Genomic DNA, 21,735 nt, shown 5'->3' with positions numbered 1-21,735 from the left:
GCCGGACGGCATCTGGTAGGAGCAGTCAGATCGATGGTGCCGAAGGCGGGACTTGAACCCGCACGGCTTTCGCCACACGCCCCTCAAACGTGCGTGTCTGCCATTCCACCACTTCGGCCACCGCATGATTCGAAACGTCCTACAGGACGCTTGACTGAAGGGCACTATTATAGGAGGAGGGTAAAATTCTTGTCAATCAACCAGCCCTCCGGTAGAATCTGCCCCTCAATGTCGTAAGGCGCTCTTCCATGGTACGAACAGACCAACGAGGTCTCTCCTCTTCCATTGCGGCATTTTTTGATGTCGACAACACCATATTGCCGGGCGAAGCGAGCGAAGTGCGATTTTTTCGCCGGCTCTGGAGCCTCGGTATCGTCGGTTGGCCTGAAGCGCGCGCGAGTGCGGCTTGGCTCATGCGACATCTCCCGACATTGTCGTTGCACCCGCTTCGCGAGCGAAAGCTGTACCTAGCCGGAAAACCTTCCCAAGTGATTCAACCGTTGGGTGAGGAGTTTTGTCGGGACGAATTATGTCCTCGTGTCTCTCCCGTCGCCATGCGGATGCTGGACGAGCATCGTCGTGCCGGCCATGCCATCATTTTCGTAACGGGATCCATTGATTTCCTGATCGCTCCGATCGCTGAGGCCCTTCGAGCGGACCGATGCTTTGCGAGTCGGTTGGAGCAACGGAACGGCCTCTATACCGGTTCCCTTGTACCCCCATTCCTTATGGGGAGGGCAAACGCCAACTCATTGATCGGTTGACCCATGAACTGACGCTGGATCTGTCCCAATGCTATGCCTACGGAGACAGCCCTGGTGATTTAGGCCTGCTCCGGGCCGTAGGGCATCCGACGGTGGTGAATCCGATTCGTGGCATGGCCTCCATCGCACGTCGCATGAACTGGCCGCTTGCTAAATGGTAACGGGCTGCTGCTTGTGATCGAATCAACCACCTCCGCGGCGAATCATCCATCGATTACTCGGTAAGCCCATACAACCCTCATGCGCATCACCGAAATTTTTCATAGCATTCAGGGTGAATCGACCTTTGCCGGCCTCCCCTGCGTGTTCGTACGTCTGACCGGTTGCCCTCTGCGTTGCACCTGGTGTGACACGGAATATGCTTTCTTTGGTGGAACGGACCGGTCTATCAATGACATTCTCGACGCGGTGCGATCCTATGGTTGCCGTTTAGTCGAGGTAACGGGAGGTGAACCATTGGCACAACCGGATGCGGCTACGCTGCTGCATCGGCTGTGCGAAGAAGGCTTGACGGTTCTTCTTGAAACGAGCGGAGCGGTGGATACAAGCATGGTCGACCGATCGGTCCGTATCATCCTGGATGTGAAGTGCCCGGGAAGCGGCATGACGGAACGGATGTACTGGCCCAATGTCGAACGATTGCGGCCACAGGACGAAGTGAAGTTCGTCATCCAAGACCGAGGTGATTATGAATGGGCTAAGAGCATTCTGGATCGCTTCCAGTTGACCGATCGCTGTCCGGTCCTCTTTAGCCCGGTATTCGGTGTGCTGGATCCACGACAGTTGGCTGAATGGGTTCTGGCAGATCGCCTACCGATTCGCCTTCAGTTACAACTGCACAAGCACATCTGGGCACCCGAGCTGCGGGGAGTGTGAAGATTTGCTCCATCGATCGAGATGTAGGAGTCCTGATGACCACGATCAATAGGCTGAGGACCCTCGGTGATTGACACATCAAAGGAGAATCGAATGCATATGATGTCGGTTGCAGCGAAACAAGGACGAGTCGACACCGAGACCACCGATGCGCTTGTCCTCCTGCTTTGTGAAGGAGAGGGACTGCCGAAGGAAGACGGGGTCATCCTCGATAGAGCGCTCGGAGGAGCGCTCCGTGAGCTTCTGCAGTCCAAGGAGTTTGATGGAAAGGCCGGTGAGGTGGTCGTATTTCATACACAGCGAAGAATTCAGGCCAAGCGCGTGATTCTTGTCGGCCTCGGGAAGAAACCTGAGCTGGGGTTGGATCAGATCCGACAGGCGATGGGATATGCCGTCAAACGCGTACGTCAAGCCAAATGCGGCACCTTTATGGTTGCGTTACCAAGCGTCGTGCCACATGGGCCCTCACCGATCGACGTTGCCCAGACCATGACGGAAGGAGCCCTCTTAGGGAGCTATCAATTCACCATCTATCGCAGTGACACTCCGACAGGTAGGGAAGTGGCGGCGATGACCATCCTGGCTCCGCAGAAAGATCACCTGCGCCAGTTGTCTGAAGGGATTCGTCGCGGTGTCGCGACTGCTGAAGCGACGATCTTCGTTCGAGATCTCTGCAACCATCCGTCCAATGTGATGACACCGACCAGGATCGCCAGCGAGGCGAAGACCGTGGCGAAGGAAGCCGGTGTGAACCTAAAAGTCCTTGAACAAAGGGAGATGGAAAAGCTTGGTATGGGTGCCTTGCTGGGAGTGGCGAAAGGCAGCCACCAACCGCCGAAGTTCATTATTCTCCAGTACCAAGGAGCCAAGAAAAGAGACGACCGCCCGGTGGTGCTCGTCGGTAAGACGATCACCTTCGACACGGGTGGGATCTCGCTCAAGCCGGCGGAGAATATGGAACAGATGAAGGCCGACATGACCGGTGGAGCAGAGGTGCTAGCGGCGATGCGGGCCGCGGCTCGTCTGAAGTTACCTCTTAATCTCATCAGCATCCTCCCGGCGGCGGAGAATATGCCGGGAGGCCGGGCGATGCGACCCGGCGACGTGGTCAAGACCCTATCGGGAAAAACCGTGGAGGTGCAGAACACAGACGCCGAGGGCCGCCTGATCCTGTCCGACGGTCTCGCCTACGCCACTCGATTCAAGCCGGCTGCACTCATCGACATCGCTACACTGACGGGAGCTTGCGTCGTCGCCCTGGGCCAGTTCGCGATCGGAATGTTCGGGACCGATGCAACGTTGAAAGAAGCGATTCGCAAGGCCGGCCTTCGAGCGGGCGAGCGGGTATGGGAGATGCCGTTGTGGGAAGAATATTTTGAGCAACTGCGGAGCGATGTGGCCGATATGCGCAACATCGGGGGACGCGGGGGCGGCATGATCACGGCTGCACTCTTCTTGAGCAAGTTCGTCGGCGACGCCCCTTGGGTGCATCTCGACATCGCCAGCACCGATTGGAGCGAAAGGGAGCGGGCCTACATTCCCAAAGGCCCGACCGGCATCGGGACCAGACTGTTGATCCAGTTCCTCATCGATCGCTCACTGTAAGACGAGAGAAAGACCGCTCGACGATGGCTTACGACCAGATCGGCCAGCTCTTCATGATAGGGTTCGACGGCAACGCCGTCTCACCTGAACTCACCTCCTTCATCAGGGAATATAAGCCCGGGGGCGTCATCCTGTTTTCGAGAAATCTCGAATCGCTCGCGCAGATCGTCGCGTTGACAAACGATCTTCAACGCTGCAGTCCGCACTCCCCTCTTCTTATCTCTGTCGATCAGGAAGGCGGACGTGTCTCACGGTTGCCGAAAGACTTTACGATCTTCCCCCCGTGCGAAGTCCTCGGGCGCTGCCGTTCCTCCGAATTGGCCTACGCTGCAGCAGCAACGACCGCGAAGGAGCTCAAGGCCGTCGGCATCAACATGAATATGTCCCCGGTGCTGGATGTGAACAGCAACCCCGCCAATCCGGTGATCGGCGATCGAGCATTCGGCACAAGTCCTGATGTCGTGTCTGAATTGGGGTTGGCGACCGTGGGCGGCCTCCAGGACAATCATGTCGTGGCTTGCGGGAAACACTTTCCCGGCCATGGCGATACCAACTCGGACTCGCACAAGGAGTTGCCCATCGTACAGGTGACGCGCGAACGACTCGAGCGTATTGAGTTTCCTCCATTCCGGCGCGCAATTGCACACGGCGTGGCAACGATGATGACGGCCCACGTTGTGTATCACGCTTTGGATGAGAACCGGCCGGCAACCCTGTCCCCGACGATCATTGGGAGATTTCTTCGTGAAGAGTTGCGTTACGACGGTGTGGTGTTGACGGATGATCTTGAGATGCATGCCATCATCGATCATTATGGTATCGGCGACGCGACGATACAGGCTATACAAGCCGGTTGCGACATGCCGTTGATCTGTAAAGACCGCAACCGAGTGGTAGCCGCGCTGAATGCCGCTGACAAGGCCGTTGCCGACGGGGATATCTCTGCCGGGCGGCTGGCCCAGTCTCTCGCACGTATCCGCCGCTTAAAAGAACGTTTCCTTCTTCCCTATCGACCCGTGATGATTTCTGATGCGAAACTTGTGGTGGGCTGCCGAAGCCACAAGGCTCTCTTGCGCACCATCGACCAGACTCGGCAACGATTCGCGAAAGCTGATGTCTGATCCTGCCTTCTTTCTTTGCACAAAACAAAGGCGGACGACTTTGAGCATTGTCTCCGGAGAGAACTTCCTGATCTCCATCACGATGAACAACCTCGCCTCATGAAGTAAGGAAGCGAAACCTCCACGCTCCCCGCCGAATATCTTGCCCTCTTCTCGTCTGTTATGGCATCATAGCCCTCCCTTGGAGGGCCTTATGGCCTCATTGCTAGAGCACGTTGGATCCGTCCATATTTTTCTTGGGCCCTACCGGGGTAATCCGATCGCTTTGTATTTGCGGAGGACGGAATCGGGATGCCAGATCGGACCGAAAGTCTATCCTTGGAACGATGTCATGGGTGTCGGGGAAACACCGAATAAAGCGGCTGCTGATTTCGAGGAGAAATGGAAGACAAAGGGCCTAGCAGCGAACATGTATTCGGGTCCGGCCTGGGAAGGAGGTATTAAGCCGGAAAGACCAGCACCGCCCAAACCGGCTCCTCCCTCGAAGCCCGCGGTCGCTCCAGTAGGGACGGCCGCTGGATCGCCTGTCCCGACTGCTCCCGTCACGAACACGGTTCGCCCTGCCCCGGTTGCTGTTGAAGGGGCTGCTACCACTGCACCCGCTTCCGCAACCCAACCATCTGGAAAGTCTGATTAACATCCGTCGGGCATTGCCCCCTCTTTCATCGTGACAGCGAACCATTATTGACGGCCTGTGCGGCCAGCTTGCTGTGTTTTATCCCGTAGGCGGCATACACGAGAATGCCGATGATAGTCCATACCACAAAACGGATCCATGTCGCCCAGGGCAAACCAGCCATCAGGTAAAGACACGCTGTTATGCTCAAAACAGGCACGAGCGGCATCAAGGGAAGGCGAAAAGGACGAGGGCGCTCCGGCTTCGTGTACCGGAGCAGCATCACGCCCAGGCACACCAAGACAAAGGCAAAGAAGGTCCCAATGTTGGTCATATCGGCTGCTTCCCCTATCTGAAAGAATGCTGAAAGAATTGCGATAGCGACTCCGGTGAGAATGGTCGCGCGATGCGGGGTCCCAAACGTCGGATGGACCTTGGACAGTCCGGGGCTTAGGAGTTGATCGCGCGACATGGCAAAGAAGACGCGAATTTGTCCCAGCATCATCACGACCAACACGCTCGTAATACCAGCCACAGCCCCGATGGCGACAATGGCGGCGCCCCATTTGAATCCCACGAGGTTAAGCGCTTCAGCCACCGGAGCATAAATGTCGATTTGGGATACGGGGACCAGGCCGGTGATCACGGCTGCCACGGAAATATAGAGCACCATGCAAATAGCCAGCGAGCTAATGATACCGATCGGAACATCTCGTTGAGGATTGCGGGCCTCCTCAGCAGCAGTCGAGACCGCATCAAACCCGATATAGGCAAAAAAGATGATGGCTGCAGCTGACCGCACCCCCTCGAAACCGTTCGGCATGAACGGCATCCAATTATGGGCGTTGACAGCGGGAGCCCCAACCGCGATGAAGAAGAGAATCACCCCCAGTTTGAGAAGCACGATCAGACCGGCCACGCGCGCACTTTCTTTGATTCCAATCACGAGGAGGGCGGTGATCAACAAGACGATGATCGCGGCAGGAAAATTGGCAAGGCTTCCCTCCGGCCCCCCCGCCCAATGTGGTGGATTGGTCGCCCAATAGGGCAGTTCGAGGCCTCCGAGCTTCAGCAACTTGTTGAAATACCCGGACCAGCCGATGGCAACCGCCACGCACGCCACACCGTATTCCAGAATCAGATTCCATCCCGTGAGCCAGGCAAGAAACTCACCTAGTGTGGCATAAGAAAAAGTGTAGGCTGACCCCGCGACCGGGATCATTGCTGAAAATTCGGCATAACACAGCGCCGCTAACGCACAGGTGACGCCGGAGAGAATGAAGGAGAGGATGATTCCCGGTCCGGCTCCCGGTCTATGCGCATCACCGACGATGGCGGTACCGATCAGGACGAAAATGCCGGTCCCAATGATCGCTCCGATCCCAAGCGCCGTGAGATCCCATGCCGTCAATGTTTTCTTGAGCCGATGCTCCGGATGGTCGGCGTCGGCCAGGATTTGATCTATTGGCTTCGTCCGGAAAAGTCGGCTGCTCACGGTTTCGCTCGATCCCACCCTGTCAGGATCCGCCGGGATGGGGTCACTGGGCTGCGGCTCCATCTGAGGTTAAAGTGTTGCAGGAAACCATAGGAACAAGGTGGTTGTGATTGTTGGAACGATCCCGAGAGATCATGCATGCGTCCGGCGGGCCGCCCGTAACAGGGCTTCAAACAACCGACGATGGACCGCATGCCGTTCAAACAAGAATTCCGGATGCCATTGGACCGCGAGTAGAAATCGATGCGGCGGGGATTCGATTGCTTCTATAATCCCATCGGGGGCCACGGCACTTGCCTTCAGCGACGGCGCGACCGTTTTGACCGATTGGTGATGGGAACTATTCACCATGAGCTTGCTCTTTGCGACCACCTTGTTCAGGAGGCTCCTGGGCGCCACGGTCACCGGGTGAGCGACATGGATCGCCTTCGCTTTCTGACGATGATCCAACGCGCCGGGAACTTCCGCGGGAATGTCCTGATACAGACTCCCGCCACAGGCGACATTCACGGCCTGCATCCCTCCACAGATTCCCAGGAGCGGGAGATCCCGTTTCCTTGCTTGATGGACTAATTCCAACTCAAAGTCGGCGCGGCGTTCACTCACGAGTGGAAATTTGTAGCGCTGCCGCTCTCCGTAGAGATGCGGCGGAAGGTCCGGCCCGCTGCCTGTGATGAGCAGCCCATCGACACTGTCAAGAAGCCGTCGTCGGGCGAACGGTTCCGCTACTAACGGAAGGATCAGTGGAATCCCGCCCAGTTCTTCAACGGCTCGGATATACCGAGCCCGCAAGAAGTAGGTTGGCTCATGCCCACCCATGTCCTTCCTGTCACCGGCATTAAAGTCTGAGGTCACGCCAATGACGGGTTTCATGCTCGATGAGCAGCCTAGTTGGTCGGTGCAGGGGTGGTCGGCATCGCCTCACTTTCAGCCGCAACGCCCAGGAACCGTACCGGAACATCACCGTTGAGATGCTCCGGAGTAATGACATAAGTACCATACATACTGGGGACCCAGACACTTTTCGCCGTTGATTCACTAAATCCCGAGAACAGATAAGCAAGACCACCGACTAGTCCACCTCCGATGGCAAATGCCGCTTTAAATGGGAAGTACAGGATTGTAGAGACAGCCGCGGCAGCTCCCATGCCGGCCCCGTTAGCCGTTCCTTGCTGTGCGTCAGTGGACGACGACTGGCTCCAAGCCGGTGCCACTAGCATCGAACAGTAGGTAATGATAACGATGAGAATTACGATTGGGAGTCTCACGTGAAGCGCCTCCTTCCTTTTCAGATCGACAACGATGGGATGACGAACGATCATACACTAGCTTCGGCATGCGTTATAGCAAATTCGGTGCTGAATGCAACCCCTATGGACTTGGCATTAACAGGATGATGACACCGAATGTTCAGGGACCAGATCCAACTCTCCCAAGATATAGGCGAGAACATAGTCTACGCGATTACCGGCTTCCTGATCCAATTCGGTTGTCAACTCATCGGCTTGGATTCGCTGATTTTCTTGGGTCAGCCCCTCCTGCAGCCTGAGATGGAGTTTGCACCAACAAACTGCTTGTGCAAAGAGCTCCGCTATGCGTTCTTGATAGTGAGGACACTCGTTGGAATCGAGCGTCCTCAAACTTATCGCGAGTCGATCAGTAAGGCGCATTTTCTCTCGAAGAACCGAGAGTTGGTCGATCCTCATCTCGACAGAGACCTGGATGCCTGCTTTCCAACTCCGTTTTTTCACGTTGAACACACAGGTCAGCACGTCGGGTCGTCCCTCAACTGACTCAGGTCCGAAGAAGAACGTGACTCGATAAGATGGGACATCTCGGGGTGATTCTGGAATCATGCGGCGCCATTGTACCATGAATCACATGGAGACTTGAGGGCTTGATTGACACCCCTGTAAGATAGAACCCCATGAGCGCCTTGGCCCACCAAATGCGGATCGTTGCGATCCAAGAAGCACTCCGGGACATGGGCACGGTAGATGGATGGCTTTTTTACGACTTTCGCAGCAGTGACCCGCTTGCCTATCGGATTTTGCTCCTTGATCCGAACCGGCATGTCACTCGGCGCTGGTACTATTGGATCCCTACGTCGGGGGAACCGGTCAAACTCCTTCACCGGATCGAACCACATGTGCTGGATGAGCTACCGGGTCAGATCCAGCAGTACGTCTCATGGGAACAGCAACGTCTACTATTGACCTCCCTGCTACGAGGTCGACAGCGAATTGCCATGCAGTACTCACCGTTCAACGCTGTTCCATATCTTTCCAGAGTTGATGCCGGCACCGTCGAGCTGATTCGCAGTGTTGGGTTGGAGGTGGTCTCATCAGCTGATCTCGTCCAACGATTCGAGGCGGTCTGGACCGATGAGCAACTGGAATCGCATCGGTACGCCGTGACGATGCTCAGGAACATCGTCGACGAAGCCTTCGCCCATGTGGCGTCTTGTCTCACCAACGAACGTCCGTTATCTGAATATGGCCTCCAGCGGTTCATTCTCTCACGTATTCGCGATGCGGGCATGATGACGTCCAGTGCTCCGATCGCAGCTGTTGACGGCCATAGTGCCGATCCACATTATGGACCGACTGAGTCTGGCTCCTCGCTCATCACGCGTGACAATTTGGTTCTGATCGACTTATGGGCAAAGCGAACGGCACCGGGCTCGGTCTATGGAGATATCACTTGGACAGGCTATACCGGCAGGAAGGTCCCGGCCAAGCACCGTATGATTTTTGAGCATGTGCGACAGGGGCGCGATGCGGCCCTGTCCTTTGTCCAAGATCAGGTGGCTACCGGCCGATTTCCTTGCGGATGGGAAGTCGATGATATCTGCCGCAATACGATTCGAGCGGCCGGCTACGGCGACTGCTTCATTCATCGAACCGGCCACTCGATCGGTGAAGAGGTCCATGGTAATGGAGCCAATATCGACAACCTGGAAACGCAGGACGATCGTCGGCTCCTGCCAAGAACTTGCTTTTCTATCGAGCCCGGGATCTACCTGCCGGGAGAGTTTGGGATTAGGAGCGAGCTTGATGTCTATATATCGGATCGAGAAGTCGTCGTGCATGGCCTACCGCTCCAAACCGAAATCATGTCGCTTCTCTGACCTTTCATATCTGACCGTTCTGCTCTGACCCTTTCTTGACACTAGGTCTAAGAGGCAGCTAGATTCACTCATCCGGCAGGATACTTTCCCTAATCACATGCGAGGCCGTACATGTTCGGCACAATGGGTTTCTCGGAACTCATTATCATTCTAGTCATCGTGCTGATCATTTTCGGAGCGGGCCGTCTGCCGCAGATCGGCGAGGGTGTCGGCAAGGCATTAAAAGGGTTTCGAAAAGAAGTCAATGAAGTGCCCCAGGCCGCTTCAGGCCAGACTCAACAAGAAGCCGAGCAACCACAAGCACTTCAGACTCCGGCAAACCTTGCAGCGACACGACCTCAGACCGTAGAATCATCGCCGGTAACGGCTAAGCCAAATACTCCCCGTACCCCTGGTCCAGAACAGACGCCCGGCACCACTGCCTCGTTGTTGTACAATACAAACCCTCAGCCTCCGCAAACCTCCGCTCTTCCCCCAAATCACGCGACGGCATCTGCCTCAAACCAGGTGCTATCGATGGAGGAACGGGCTGCCGCTTCAACTCCGAGGGCCCATGCTTCATACCCACCATTGCCGGCTGGCTCTCAATCAAGAACGACCCCCAAACGTCCTTCAGCCATCATCAATAAGGATGCGGTCGCTCGCGTGCAAGCACAACAAGCCGCACTCAAAGCTAAGCAGAGACCATCAGCGGTTGGAGTATCGCCCGCTGACATGCAGCATCTCGGTGAAGGTCTCGGAGAGGTCGTGCGAACCTACCGGCAAGCCGTGACAGATCTTCGCAATGGCGTCGATCCTCAGCTATGTACGATTCAAGCCGAAATGGACGCGGCCAAAAAAGAAATCCAGCAATCCATCGAAGCGGCTAAAGAGCTACCGCAGGTGCAAGAGGATCCTCAAAAATCTGCGTGATGTTCAGCTCATCCGTCCCGAGGAGCGCAGCTTACCACTTCGGTCCTTGAGAGACGGATCGACATCGGCCACATGGTCGCCATTGCCTGATAGAACAACCATCTTACTATCAGAATAGGCCGGCTGTTCTCACGAGGGGTTTCGGCTTCGATTCAAGGCCTCAACCAGTCCGACCAGTTGCTCCTGTACCTTCTTATCCAATTCCACGAACTGAATGCCCATGCCTGGAAATAAAAGATATCGCTCCGGCTTATTGCGGACCCAGGCGACCTTCGCCTTCGCTTTCAACTTGTCCAACGGCCGATCCGGAAGCGCAAATTCGACCGTCAACTCGGTGCCCGGGCTGAGAGGGGCGCCACTCTCGATAAAGAGCCCACCGCCGCCGATTCCCCCGGTTAGACTGTCGAACTGCTTTCCTTCTGACGTCGTATACCGGACCTTCAGCGCAAGAGGTGCGCGGGGCTGCGTACGACAATGAGCGAACCGGGCATCTTCACCGCTGACAAATACGCGCTCGATAATTGCTCCCCATGACATGCTGCCCACAAGCCGGCCCGAGGTATCGTGTACGTCGATCGTCTCTCGCCCAGAATCAACCACGAGGTATTTCCCCTGATGCCCGGCAGTGCGAACGACAGGAAACGTCATAGAACCATCCCTTTTCCCCTTTCCTGGTGATCTAAGTCAGGAACGGAATCAGGCTGCGTGACCCATGTTCTGGATTGATTTCACTAACTCGTGGATTCGGTCACGGACATCCGCCGCTATCTCAGTGAACCGTACTCCCATTCCAGGACTGAACGTATATTGGTCGGCTTTCGGACAAACCCAGGCGACGGTTCCCTTTGCCGGCATCCATTCTTCGGATTTCTCCGGGATCGAGAACTCCATGGCCAGCCTGGTCCCTACAGGAAGTGGGGTCTGACTTTCGATAAACAAGCCTCCGCCACCAATGCCACCTGCTCGACTTTCGCATCTCGGTCCCTCTGGACTGTTGTAGCGCACCCGAAACGTGAGCGAAATGCGAGGCTCTGACCGGTCTTCCTTCTGAACTGATATCTTACGGTAAGCAAGAATTTGATCGATGACAAAGTCCCAGGACAGGCTGCCGATGACATCCCCGTTGGCTCCCAACAAGACGACCATTTCGCGTACCCCGTCAAGTTCGATGACTTTGCCTTTGTGCCTAAGGCTCGATGCCACGGGGTACTTCACAAGCCCTCCATCCGATACACGCACGAGGAAAGTATAGCGCGGGGTTTCTGATTGTCGAGAAAGATCAAGGTGTTTAGACCTGATAGAGAAAAGCAGCTTGCGTGGGAAAAACGATCGACTTGACCTCTACTAGTTATAGGCGAAGGCCGGGCACCTATAGAACTTTCTAGTCTTTACGCCGTCTTAGCGTCCTTTTCCTGTTCGAATATGCGTATCGGCTGATTTTTTCCCAAGATCGCATCTTCCGTGATCACTACCTCGACAATCTCTTTCTGAGAGGGAGCATCGTACATGACGTCAAGCATCACCTCTTCCAGGATTGCCCGAAGGCCTCTGGCACCGGTCCTCTGCGCATAGGCTTTTCGTGCTACCGCCCCCAGCGCCCCTTCCGTAAATCGGAGCTTGACCTTTTCGAACGACAGCAACTTTTCGTACTGCTTGGTCAAGGCATTGCGTGGTTCGGTAAGGATACGGATCAAAGCACGTTCATCCAACTCCTCTAACGTAGCCACGACCGGTAACCGTCCCACGAATTCGGGTATCAGGCCGTACTTCAAAAAATCCTCGGGCTGAACCTTAGCCAAAAGGTCACCCAAACGAACGTCGCTCCTTCCCCGGATTTCAGCTCCGAATCCGATAGCTTTTCGATTTAGACGCTGTTCGATGATTTGTTCCAAACCGACAAATGCTCCGCCACAGATGAATAAAATATTGCTGGTGTTGACCTGAATAAATTCTTGATGCGGATGTTTTCTCCCTCCTTGGGGCGGAACATTTGCAACTGTGCCCTCGATCAGCTTCAGCAAGGCTTGTTGAACCCCTTCGCCGGAGACGTCCCGTGTGATAGACGGGCTGTCGCTTTTTCGACTGATCTTATCGATTTCATCGATATACACGATCCCGCGTTCGGCCCTTTCTACATCGTAATCCGCAGCTTGCAAAAGCTTCAGAATGATATTCTCAACATCTTCACCGACGTAACCGGCTTCTGTCAGCGTCGTGGCATCAGCGAGGGTAAAAGGGACGTCCAGATACTTGGCCAAGGTCTGGGCCAGGAGGGTCTTCCCCGTGCCGGTTGGACCCACCATTAGAATATTGCCCTTTTGGAGTTCAATATCATCGACCCCCTTTTCCCTTGACGAGATGCGCTTGTAATGATTATGCACGGCCACGGAGAGAATGCGTTTAGCCCGCTCTTGCCCGATGACGTACTGATCGAGGTGATGTTTGATTTCCGTCGGCTTCTTGAGTTTCGACGAAATTTCTTCTTTGGCCTCTTCCCAGTCCTCCGCAATGATGTCATTACATAGATTGACGCATTCATCACAGATATACACCGTCGGTCCGGCGATCAGTTTTCGCACCTCATCACGGCTTTTCCCACAGAAAGAACATCGCAAGTGTCGGTCCATCTTTTCCTGCTTGGCCATGTACCCTCCTGCGTTACTTCCCTTTGATCCCGTCTTTTGCCCCGTCGCCGGATTCCACGACTTTCATAAACTTGGGTGGTCGTGTAATCACCTCGTCAATGAGACCGTATCGCTTGGCTTCTTCGCCGGACATGAAATAGTCCCGTTCCGTGTCATGCGCGATCTTCTCGATCGGCTGCCCAGTGTGTCTAGCCATGATTTCGTTGAGACGTTCACGAATCTTGAGAATCTCTCGAGCATGGATGTCAATTTCCGTCGCCTGTCCTTGGAATCCACCCAACGGTTGATGGATCATCACCCGGGCGTTGGGCAGGGCAAACCGCTTGCCTCTTGTTCCGGCGGTCAATAGGAGGGCTCCCATGCTGGCGGCCTGACCGAGGCAGATGGTATTGATCGGGGGCTTCACATATTGCATGGTATCGTAGATGCCCAACCCGGCTGTCACACTACCTCCCGGCGAATTGACGTAGAGATTGATATCTTTCTCAGGATCTTCCGCTTCAAGAAAGAGAAGCTGGGCAATCACCAAGTTGGCAAACACATCGTCAATTGGGGCGCCAAGGAAAATGATGCGATCTTTGAGAAGGCGTGAGTAGATATCATAGGCTCGTTCGCCTCGATTAGTTTGCTCGACTACGATCGGAACCAACATATTGCTCAATTCCTTTCCTGGACAACTTCCGGCCGGCGCAATCCGTGTACAACGATCGCGGCGTTTATCCTTGAATGACCGCTTGACGATACACAACATCCAATGCCTTGTCGGCCAGGATCCTCGCCCGTAATTCCTCAACGGAGTCCTGACCTCCAGCCTGGATCATTTTCACGAGATCGGCCATCGGTACCCTGAGCTCCGTGGCTAGTCGAGCCACTTCATTGTTCAGATCATCCTGGCTCACCGACAAGCCTTCTTTTTCAGCTATGGCTTCAAGAATCAAGCTGGCTTTCACACGACGATTTGCCTCCTCACGGTGTTCTTCGCGAATCCCCTTCAGCACTTCCATCTCTGGCGCGGGAAGAGAATCGGTGACTTTGCCGCGCTGCCGCGCCTGTAATTTCTGCCGCACAATCGTGCTGAGCTCTTGTTCTACGAGTGTGTCAGGAAGATCGAAATGATGGGTGTCGATGAGGCGTTTGAGAAGAGTGTCCTTATAGGACGCCTCGATATCCTTCTTGAGCGCATTCTCCATTTCACCGCGTAGCTTTTCCCTTAACTCGTAAAGCGATGCGTACGGTCCGCAGTCCTTGGCAAATTCATCGTCAAGGGCAGGGAGTTTCTTCTGTTTGACTCCCTGTATGACTAGTCGGAAACCGACAGTTTTTCCCGCGACTCGCTGGTCCGGATGGCTCACCGGATAGGTCTGAGGAATCTCGACAACATCCCCTTCCTGTCTTCCAATAAGATGAGCATCTATTTCAATCCCCAGCAACGCGGCCTTCGAACCCACCCTATGGAGCTGACCCTCCTTTTTAGTCCCTTCAAGAGGAGCTCCGTCCAAGAATCCTTCGAGATCGACAATGGCATAGTCCCCTTCGGTCAAAACCGTGCCATGTGTGGCCGCATCCAGACGAGCCTGTTGCTCACGCAATACCTCTAGGGCGCGATCTATCTGTTCTTCCGCAACTGTGCGCTTGTCCGCCTGGAGCGAAATTGGATTGGGGGGCTTATAGTCGCGAAGTTCGATCGTGGGTTTGATTTCGACTGTCGCCGTAAAAGTAAACGGGGAGTCCTTTTTGATTTTGACCCGATCCAAAGGGGGAATATCCACCACTACTGGACTGATCCCAGCCTGTTTAATCGCTCGACCATAGAAATCCGGCACGAGCTTGCGAATGACATCTTCTTCCACTGCCTTAGCATAACGTTTTTCTAGAATAGTCAAAGGGGCTTTTCCTGGTCGAAACCCTGGAATTTGAACCTGACGGTTGAGCTCCGAGTACGCTCGTGAAAATTCTTGTGTCACCTCATCAGCCGGCACCTCGATTTTCAAGGCGCGTTTCATCGGTCCTATCTCGGTCACTTCCATTTTCATCGTCGAGATTGGGCGCCCTGCAAAGGGCATCGTACGTCTGGTGCGAGAGGGGGGACTTGAACCCCCACGGTTGCCCACGAGATCCTAAGTCTCGCGCGTCTGCCAGTTCCGCCACTCTCGCATGGTTGAGGATGTCGCGGAGCTGTCACTCTATCTAGATCCAGCAAAATAGTAGATGGCTCACACTGGAAAACACGAGATGTCGTATAGCGTTGTACCGTTGGGCACCTGTAATGTCAACCCATACGACCGAGGGTGGCCTATACTAGGTATGAATGGTCCAGCAGACTGTTTGGTGATCTCGGCCATCTCCCATCGCTCATCGAAAACTTCGGCCATACGTTCGTCCTGGTACACCTCAGGATGACCTTCCTGATATGGGAATTGCATCCCGCCAAACTGTTTGGCAATGGCGAGGGCAGTTCACTCACCCTATTTTCCGTAACGATATTGAACATCTCTTCTGGGCAAACGGGGTCACCCATGAGTCGGCAAGTCAAGTGGGCCCAGACGTTCCCATGAAAAGAATGCTCTTCTTTCCCCACGCCAATCTTCTCGCCACGGCAGCGATGGTTCGATCTCGCAGCCTCATTTTCGTTTCATAGGAGGCCAGACCGTTGGCTCACACCAGTCACTCATCAGAACCACGGCATGAGAACAAATCTTCATCGAGACTTCTTTCCACCCCTGGCACCCTTCCGTGCCCCAGAACACTGTCGCTACCACGCCGTCTCCAACAGGAGCGGATTCACAGATCCCGTGGCTCCCTTGTTGGTCCAACCCCTGTGTGACTCGCAGGGCGAGCGCACCGCCGATCACAACCCGTGCGAGTGGTATGTGAGGGACGAGGCAGCGGTTCATCAGAGCTTGTAGGTCGCAGCCAACCCCAGGGCACGCTCACGGCCCCATCCCAACCAGATACATGTACTGCGCGCCGAAAGAGATGCTCAGATCAAACGCGACCCGGTTCCGCATTCCGGATCATGGAGTAACAAGCCCGACACAGCTTGTCCGAGACCGTTTTGAGTGCCACGACCATCTTGGTCCTGGCCGTCATTCTCTCCGTCTTTCTCTCATAGAACCGATTGCTCTGGGCGTTGGAGCGCACCGCGAAGTGGGCGGCTTCGACAACAGTCCAGGACAGATACTTGTTGCCGTTCTTGGCCAGGACGGCGACTATCGGAAGGACCGGCCCTGTGTGCGCCGGTATCTGGCTGTGCGGATTCGCCGACGCCAAGACGAGCGGTTCCCCGATGGCAGCACGGTGAAACACTTTGCGATCGTGACCAACCTGAAGGAGGGCGGTCTCACCCTGATCCGTGGCATCGGGAGAAAGCCGGCCCCGTCGAACATGCTCCTCATGTCCTGAAAAACGAGTTGGCCGCTGCGACGCTGCAGAGCAGTAAGTTTGGCACGAATGCCGTCTGGTTCCGGCTCAACGTGCTGACCTACAATCTGCTCAGCGCATTGAAGCGGCTGGCCTTACCCGGAGATTTGTCAGAGGCCCGGCCGAAGCGATTGCGGTTTCTGGTGTTCAACCCGGTCGGGAAGGTCGTGCAGCATGCTCGACGCACCCTGTTACGCCTCACCTCAAGTGCGCAGCAGGCCCTCTTGACCCTCACGCGCAGCCACATCCTGGCGCTCAGCCCTCCTTAGTCGGAGAATAGGGAACTGACCCCGGTTGTCAATAGTGGACGCCATGAGTTACAGCCTCACGCCGCCGGCTGTTGACGAGCCCACTGAAGGGCAAATGCCGCGGGCGAGCGATTCCCCAGCCGAGAATGCCGCCGCCGGTTATAGAAGAGCTCGATGTACTCCGCGATCTCGCGCCGAGCCTGCTCACGGGTCTGGTAGCGGCGATGATGCACCAGCTCATTCTTCAGCGTGCCCCAGAAACTCTCCATCGGCGCATTGTCATAGCAATTCCCCTTCCGACTCATGGAGGGGATCATGCCGAACTGCCTCAGGGTGGCTTGATACCTCTGGGCACAATAGTGAGACCCGCGATCGGAGTAATGAATGAGCCTGCGGGCTGGGCGTTTGGTGTCGATGGCCTTCAGCAGTGCATCCTGCACCAAGTCCGTCGCCATCCGGGCGTCCATCGCATGGCCGACCACCTCACAGGTGTAGAGATCCTTCACGCCAGCCAGATACAGCCACCCTTCCATGGTCGGCCCATAGGTCATAGCGGATAGTAGGGACGCAGCGTCCTCATGAGCGCGTACCGGGCAGCTGCGCCTTCGCAAAGTACGCGGTGGCTTTTTTAAGATGTCGCGCTCCATCCGTGTCAGCGGTCATGCAATAATCCCCAGATGTGGTCAATGAATTCTCCCCACCCTCTCACCGAAGGAGGGATGTGATGGAACTTGACGATAGCAAGGAGACAACGATCATACCGTCCCAGGTAGACCACACTCGGGAGGTATGTATGGTGGATCAAGAGCGGTGGGCGGAGATTCGACGGTTGCGTCATGAAGAGCGGGGATCCATTTCAGGGATTGCGCGGCGGTTGGACCTGGATCGGAAGACCGTGCGGCGCAGTCTGCAGCAGACGACGTGGCAACCCTATCGCCGAGCGGCGATGACGGAGACGCTGCTGACCGCCCATGCCGACTTTGTGCGGACCCGTGCGTCGCAGGTTAATTATTCGGCGCGGATTCTCTATCAGGAACTGCGAGCGAGCCACGAGTACATCGGCAGTTATGAGACGGTGAAGCGAGGGGTGGCGCCGCTGCGTGAGGGTCAGCTGCAGGCGGAGCGGGCCCTCCTCCGCTTTGAGACACCGCCGGGCCAGCAGAGTCAGATTGATTGGGGCCAAGCCACCGTGCCCTTCCGCGCCGGCCCGACGGTGGTGCACGTGTTCGTGTTGACGTTGGGGTTCAGCCGACGTGGGTTCTATTACGCCTGTGCCGATGAGCGGCTGGCGCAGTTTCTCGAGGCCCATGAACGGGCTTTTGCGCATTTCGGTGGCCACACGCGAGAGCATCTGTATGACCGACCGCGAACCGTCTGTTATGCGGATGAGACGGGGCGGCGGCTCTGGAATCCCACCTTCAAAGCCTTCGCCGACTATTGGGGCTTTGAGCCGCGCGTGTGTCGGCCCTATCGGGCCCAGACCAAGGGTAAGGTCGAATCCGGCGTGAAATATCTGAAACGGAACTTTCTGCCGGGACGAACGTTTGTCGATCTGGTGGACTTTCAAACCCAACTTGACGAATGGACCGCGACAATTGCCGACCGCCGCATCCATGGCACGACGCATGAGGAGCCACTCGTCCGGTTTGCGCGAGAACGCAACCACCTGGTCCCGCTGGCGGACCAGCGCGCCTTCCAGCAGGAGGCGCGCGTCTCACGGATCGTGGCCGAGGACTATTTGGTCAGCCTGGCGACGAACCGCTACTCCGTGCCCTTCCGGCTCATTGGTCAGCGGGTTGAAGTGCAACGACGGGGGGACACGGTCCACATCTTTCACCGTGACCAAGAGATCGCGACGCACCCGGTGCTCCCGGGCCAGCACCAATTCCGAATCCAGCCCGAGCACGGCCCTGGAGCCAGTGCGCGTCTCGCCCGCCACCGTCGGTCCACGGTGAGCGATCGGTCCCCTCGCCCCGATGCCTTGCCGGAGGTCGAAGTGCGGGATCTGGCCTGGTACGAGGCGGTGTGTGAGCGCACGGCGTCGCAGGAGGGGCGGCCATGAACGCGGCGCAACTGGAACGGCTCCGTGACCAACTCACGCGCCTACGGCTCTTGAAGAGTCGGGAGCGGCTGGAGGCCCTCTTACAAGAAGCGGCCGTCAAGGAGCTGCCCTATGCCGACTTCCTCGACCAGGTGCTCGGCGAAGAAGTCGCGTCCAAGACCGCGAAGAACATTGCGATGCGGACGAGTTTGGCGCGATTTCCATTCGTCAAGAGTCTGGAGGTCTTCGACTTCAGCTACCAGCCTTCGTTGGATAAGAAGCAGATTCAGCAGGTGGCGACCTGCCACTTCATCGAGCACGGCGAGAATGTCGTGATCTTGGGGCCGCCCGGTGTGGGCAAAAGCCACCTGGCCATCGGGCTAGGGCTGCAAGCCATTGCCCAGGGCTATCGGGTGTTGTTCACGACAGCCGCCGCCATGATCGCTACGCTGACTCGGGCGCTCACGGAGAATCGGCTGGAGGACAAGCTGAAGCTCTATACCATTCCCCGGTTGCTGATCATTGATGAGATCGGCTATCTGCCCATTGACCGCACCGGGGCCAACTTGTTCTTTCAGCTCATCTCACGCCGCTATGAGAAGGGGCCGATGATTTTGACCAGTAACCAGAGTTTCGGGGCTTGGGGCGAGGTGTTTGGCGACCGGGTGCTGGCGACTGCGATCCTGGATCGGGTGCTCCACCACGCGATCACCATCAACATCCGGGGCCATTCCTACCGGCTGAAGGAGAAACTCAAAGCCGGACTTGTGCGGGTCGAAGAAGCGTCAACGACAACCTAACGGGGTGGGGAATTTTCGATGACCATAACTGGGGCAATTTGGATGACCCTTGACACCATCCGCGCTTCAGCGAGATCGCGCGTGAGCCGAGACACCTCGGCCTCCAGTTCCGTCACGGGCCGTCGGCTCTCGCCCAGCGTCGCAAGCTGGCCCTGCAGAGCGCGACACACCCAGCGCGAGCGTCCTGCCCGACATGCTCAGGCGTCGGGCGGCCTCCGGAATCGTCAACCTCTGTGCCAGGACCAGCTGCACGGCTTGCTCCCTGAACTCCTTCGTATACTGCTGTCGAGGAACCCGTTCCATCGCACCCCTCCAGACCTCTGATTGTAGGTTGAAGGCGTCCACTTTTTCGAGCCTAGCACACCGCGCCACGCATGTGGTGGAAGAACACCTGAATGGGACGTTGCGACTCACGCATCAGGGGCGTTTGTTCGACGCCCTCACGATTCCGGGACAGCCGTGCCGGCCGCAGGAACGAGGACCACAATCGGCGGCAGCCGTGATATAAACCGGCATTTCTATTTGGGCTTGACAGACGCAATTCGGACACTGGACGGAACAAAGGATTTCGGCTACACTTCCGATTGTCTTTGTGACGTATCTGCCTAGAGAAGCTTGTACAGAGATTGAAACAAGAGAGGGCATGTATGAAAGCAACGATGAAGGTTGTCGGATTCATGATGCTGGCTCTGGTCGCACTAGGTTGTAGCACGACGCGCCAACAGAGTGCAGGCGCCGACGATAGAGAGTACACTCCTCCAACAAGTATTTACAATATCCTGGACAGCACCGCATTGGTCTACTCAGACCCGGCGGCTGGATCACCCATCAACGATCACCCTCTTCGTTGGTTCACATTTGCCTCACATCCGATTGGCCAAGCACTTGATTATGGAATCAATCGTCCGATCTATACACTGGCGAGTGGATTCGCATATCTATCCGGCTACACAGCTGAAGACAATATGGTGAACGCACAACGTCGGTAGTACACCCAGTCGTTCTACTAAAATGAGGCCCGCTCTTCGAAAGAAGAGTGGGCCTTTTAGTTTGGTACTTAGGGTGTTTCGTGGTCAGAAGGTACGCTGGAGGCCTTCTGGTTCTTGGACCGAACCAGGTAGCTGGAGGTGCAGCCAATGTTTGACCAGGCACGCCGTGCGAGGTCCGCGACTCGTTCACGGTCAATCGGACGCGACGCGGCTTCCATCTCCTTATCCTGTCCCCGACGTTCCGGCAGCAATTGGCTCCGATAGCCCGCAGCACGATCTCGCGGAATAGACAGGTGCACCCGTCCCAGCCCCAAACAATTCAGGGGCCGGGGTCGATACCCATTCCGATAGTTGGTGGCGGTCTCCGCCCGTTCGTATTGCGGACGGCCCAGCTGCTCTGTCAACTCAGCCTCCAAGAGCCCATTGATCCACTGCTGAATCTTTTCCAGTAACCACGGATTCAATCGACCTCTGGCCGTTTCTTTCAGCTCCACGTTGGCTGTATCTTGCCTCATCGGGATGCCTCCTTCTGGTAAGAGGTGATCTCTCGGCCAGCTCCTGGCCCACAGGAGCTGACCACCTGTCAGACCGGATTCCTCTCGGCACTTCCATCCCCCCACATCCCGATTCATACACATTATGCCGCACTACCCGTGTGAGCGGCGCTGTCAGGCGGGCGACGGTCAGGAATCGGGTCTGCTGCGCTTCGAACCATTCGAGCAGCGGATGGTCAGAACACCCTTATGTGGGCGCGGGTCATGCGTCAGCAGACTCGGGCCGGAATTTTCGCGACGCGCCCCGCGAGCACGGCGCACCTTCCGCTGGGGGCCTGGGTATTGCCCTGGCCAACGCACCCTGTCAGAAACCCTGGCGCTGCTCTTCGAAACAGCGCGGCGGATGGGACGGTAGCTGTCCCCGCAGGATCTGGGTGTAGCCGATCTTGGCCTCCTCCTGTTGGTCCGAAGGGGACGAGCAGGGTCGAGTCACCATCGACGATCAGTGGCGACGAGGATGCGGATGGGTGATCCTGCAGGCAAGCAATCGTGCCTTTGTGCGCCGCTGCCGGAGGACAG

At 56.4% G+C, this 21,735-nt stretch carries 23 protein-coding genes, 2 tRNA genes and 1 pseudogene; 12 read left to right on the top strand and 14 right to left on the bottom strand.

All coding sequences use genetic code 11. From position 1 onward, the window contains the following. Positions 1–34: 34 nt before the first annotated feature. Positions 35–118, bottom strand: a tRNA-Leu gene (locus P0119_00290). Between the two features lie 130 nt (positions 119–248). Here P0119_00290 and P0119_00285 point away from each other — a divergent pair. The 5 genes from P0119_00285 to P0119_00265 all read left to right on the top strand — a co-directional run bounded on the left by P0119_00285 (position 249) and on the right by P0119_00265 (position 5,003). Continuing rightward, complete coding sequence (locus P0119_00285) at positions 249–764, top strand: HAD-IB family phosphatase (protein MDF0664489.1); 516 nt, start codon at positions 249–251, stop codon at positions 762–764. A gap of 240 nt (positions 765–1,004) precedes the next feature. Further along, entirely contained in the window at positions 1,005–1,640 is a 636-nt protein-coding gene (queE, locus tag P0119_00280; GenBank protein ID MDF0664488.1) for a 7-carboxy-7-deazaguanine synthase QueE, read from the top strand. Between the two features lie 99 nt (positions 1,641–1,739). Then, a complete protein-coding gene (locus P0119_00275) occupies positions 1,740–3,245 on the top strand; it encodes a leucyl aminopeptidase (GenBank protein ID MDF0664487.1) in 1,506 nt (501 codons plus the stop codon). Between the two features lie 23 nt (positions 3,246–3,268). Next, complete coding sequence (gene nagZ / locus P0119_00270) at positions 3,269–4,366, top strand: beta-N-acetylhexosaminidase (GenBank protein MDF0664486.1); 1,098 nt, start codon at positions 3,269–3,271, stop codon at positions 4,364–4,366. Positions 4,367–4,559: 193 nt separating this feature from the next. After that, the gene (locus tag P0119_00265) at positions 4,560–5,003 is read left to right on the top strand and encodes a hypothetical protein (GenBank protein ID MDF0664485.1); all 444 of its coding nucleotides are present in this window, start codon (positions 4,560–4,562) and stop codon (positions 5,001–5,003) included. A gap of 25 nt (positions 5,004–5,028) precedes the next feature. On the opposite strand, the gene P0119_00260 is transcribed toward P0119_00265, so the two are convergent. From P0119_00260 to P0119_00245, 4 genes are all read right to left on the bottom strand, one after another. Beyond that, positions 5,029–6,477: an amino acid permease gene (locus tag P0119_00260; GenBank protein ID MDF0664484.1), complete on the bottom strand. Its 1,449-nt coding sequence runs from the start codon at positions 6,475–6,477 to the stop codon at positions 5,029–5,031. 132 nt (positions 6,478–6,609) lie between these two features. Beyond that, positions 6,610–7,350, bottom strand: coding sequence for a gamma-glutamyl-gamma-aminobutyrate hydrolase family protein (locus P0119_00255; GenBank protein MDF0664483.1), 741 nt, complete (start codon positions 7,348–7,350; stop codon positions 6,610–6,612). Between the two features lie 14 nt (positions 7,351–7,364). Beyond that, complete coding sequence (locus tag P0119_00250) at positions 7,365–7,745, bottom strand: hypothetical protein (protein MDF0664482.1); 381 nt, start codon at positions 7,743–7,745, stop codon at positions 7,365–7,367. 117 nt (positions 7,746–7,862) lie between these two features. Beyond that, a complete protein-coding gene (locus tag P0119_00245; protein ID MDF0664481.1) occupies positions 7,863–8,333 on the bottom strand; it encodes a hypothetical protein in 471 nt (156 codons plus the stop codon). 71 nt (positions 8,334–8,404) lie between these two features. On the opposite strand from P0119_00245, the gene P0119_00240 reads away from it, so the two are divergent. Beyond that, a complete protein-coding gene (locus P0119_00240; protein MDF0664480.1) occupies positions 8,405–9,607 on the top strand; it encodes a M24 family metallopeptidase in 1,203 nt (400 codons plus the stop codon). 111 nt (positions 9,608–9,718) lie between these two features. Then, complete coding sequence (tatA, locus tag P0119_00235) at positions 9,719–10,519, top strand: twin-arginine translocase TatA/TatE family subunit (GenBank protein MDF0664479.1); 801 nt, start codon at positions 9,719–9,721, stop codon at positions 10,517–10,519. A 129-nt stretch (positions 10,520–10,648) separates the two neighbouring features. Here tatA and P0119_00230 read toward each other — a convergent pair whose 3' ends face one another. From P0119_00230 to P0119_00205, 6 genes are all read right to left on the bottom strand, one after another. Further along, positions 10,649–11,167 (bottom strand): PilZ domain-containing protein, encoded by a 519-nt coding sequence (locus tag P0119_00230; GenBank protein MDF0664478.1) that lies wholly within the window; start codon positions 11,165–11,167, stop codon positions 10,649–10,651. Positions 11,168–11,215: 48 nt separating this feature from the next. Then, positions 11,216–11,734, bottom strand: coding sequence for a TIGR02266 family protein (locus tag P0119_00225; protein MDF0664477.1), 519 nt, complete (start codon positions 11,732–11,734; stop codon positions 11,216–11,218). A gap of 173 nt (positions 11,735–11,907) precedes the next feature. Continuing rightward, a complete protein-coding gene (gene clpX, locus P0119_00220) occupies positions 11,908–13,164 on the bottom strand; it encodes an ATP-dependent Clp protease ATP-binding subunit ClpX (protein MDF0664476.1) in 1,257 nt (418 codons plus the stop codon). Between the two features lie 13 nt (positions 13,165–13,177). Then, on the bottom strand, positions 13,178–13,816 hold the full coding sequence (gene clpP, locus P0119_00215; protein ID MDF0664475.1) for an ATP-dependent Clp endopeptidase proteolytic subunit ClpP: 639 nt from the start codon (positions 13,814–13,816) through the stop codon (positions 13,178–13,180). Positions 13,817–13,880: 64 nt separating this feature from the next. Further along, positions 13,881–15,191: a trigger factor gene (gene tig, locus P0119_00210; protein MDF0664474.1), complete on the bottom strand. Its 1,311-nt coding sequence runs from the start codon at positions 15,189–15,191 to the stop codon at positions 13,881–13,883. Between the two features lie 44 nt (positions 15,192–15,235). Beyond that, a tRNA-Leu gene (locus tag P0119_00205) sits at positions 15,236–15,318 on the bottom strand. A gap of 822 nt (positions 15,319–16,140) precedes the next feature. Between P0119_00205 and P0119_00200 the strand changes: the two genes are divergently transcribed. Together P0119_00200 and P0119_00195 are read left to right on the top strand one after the other, a co-directional pair. After that, entirely contained in the window at positions 16,141–16,566 is a 426-nt protein-coding gene (locus P0119_00200; protein MDF0664473.1) for a hypothetical protein, read from the top strand. 8 nt (positions 16,567–16,574) lie between these two features. Next, the gene (locus tag P0119_00195) at positions 16,575–16,853 is read left to right on the top strand and encodes a transposase (GenBank protein ID MDF0664472.1); all 279 of its coding nucleotides are present in this window, start codon (positions 16,575–16,577) and stop codon (positions 16,851–16,853) included. Positions 16,854–16,909: 56 nt separating this feature from the next. Here the strand turns inward: P0119_00195 and P0119_00190 are convergent. After that, a pseudogene (locus tag P0119_00190) lies at positions 16,910–17,404 on the bottom strand (IS3 family transposase). Between the two features lie 221 nt (positions 17,405–17,625). Between P0119_00190 and istA the strand changes: the two are divergent. Continuing rightward, entirely contained in the window at positions 17,626–18,894 is a 1,269-nt protein-coding gene (gene istA, locus P0119_00185) for an IS21 family transposase (GenBank protein ID MDF0664471.1), read from the top strand. Beyond that, on the top strand, positions 18,891–19,673 hold the full coding sequence (gene istB / locus P0119_00180) for an IS21-like element helper ATPase IstB (protein MDF0664470.1): 783 nt from the start codon (positions 18,891–18,893) through the stop codon (positions 19,671–19,673). Before istA ends, istB begins: the two co-directional genes overlap by 4 nt. A 66-nt stretch (positions 19,674–19,739) precedes the next feature. On the opposite strand, the gene P0119_00175 is transcribed toward istB, so the two are convergent. Then, positions 19,740–19,976: a hypothetical protein gene (locus P0119_00175; protein ID MDF0664469.1), complete on the bottom strand. Its 237-nt coding sequence runs from the start codon at positions 19,974–19,976 to the stop codon at positions 19,740–19,742. A gap of 344 nt (positions 19,977–20,320) precedes the next feature. On the opposite strand from P0119_00175, the gene P0119_00170 reads away from it, so the two are divergent. Then, a complete protein-coding gene (locus P0119_00170) occupies positions 20,321–20,662 on the top strand; it encodes a hypothetical protein (protein MDF0664468.1) in 342 nt (113 codons plus the stop codon). A 68-nt stretch (positions 20,663–20,730) separates the two neighbouring features. Here the strand turns inward: P0119_00170 and P0119_00165 are convergent, their stop codons facing one another. Then, positions 20,731–21,177 (bottom strand): transposase, encoded by a 447-nt coding sequence (locus P0119_00165; protein MDF0664467.1) that lies wholly within the window; start codon positions 21,175–21,177, stop codon positions 20,731–20,733. Between the last annotated feature and the right edge of the window lie 558 nt (positions 21,178–21,735).

Origin of the sequence: Nitrospira sp. (genome assembly GCA_029194665.1) — a bacterium.
In the GTDB taxonomy this organism is placed as follows: Bacteria; Nitrospirota; Nitrospiria; order Nitrospirales; family Nitrospiraceae; genus Nitrospira_D.
The sequence above is the reverse complement of the archived record's forward strand: the minus strand, read 5'-3'. Positions and strand labels throughout refer to the sequence as shown.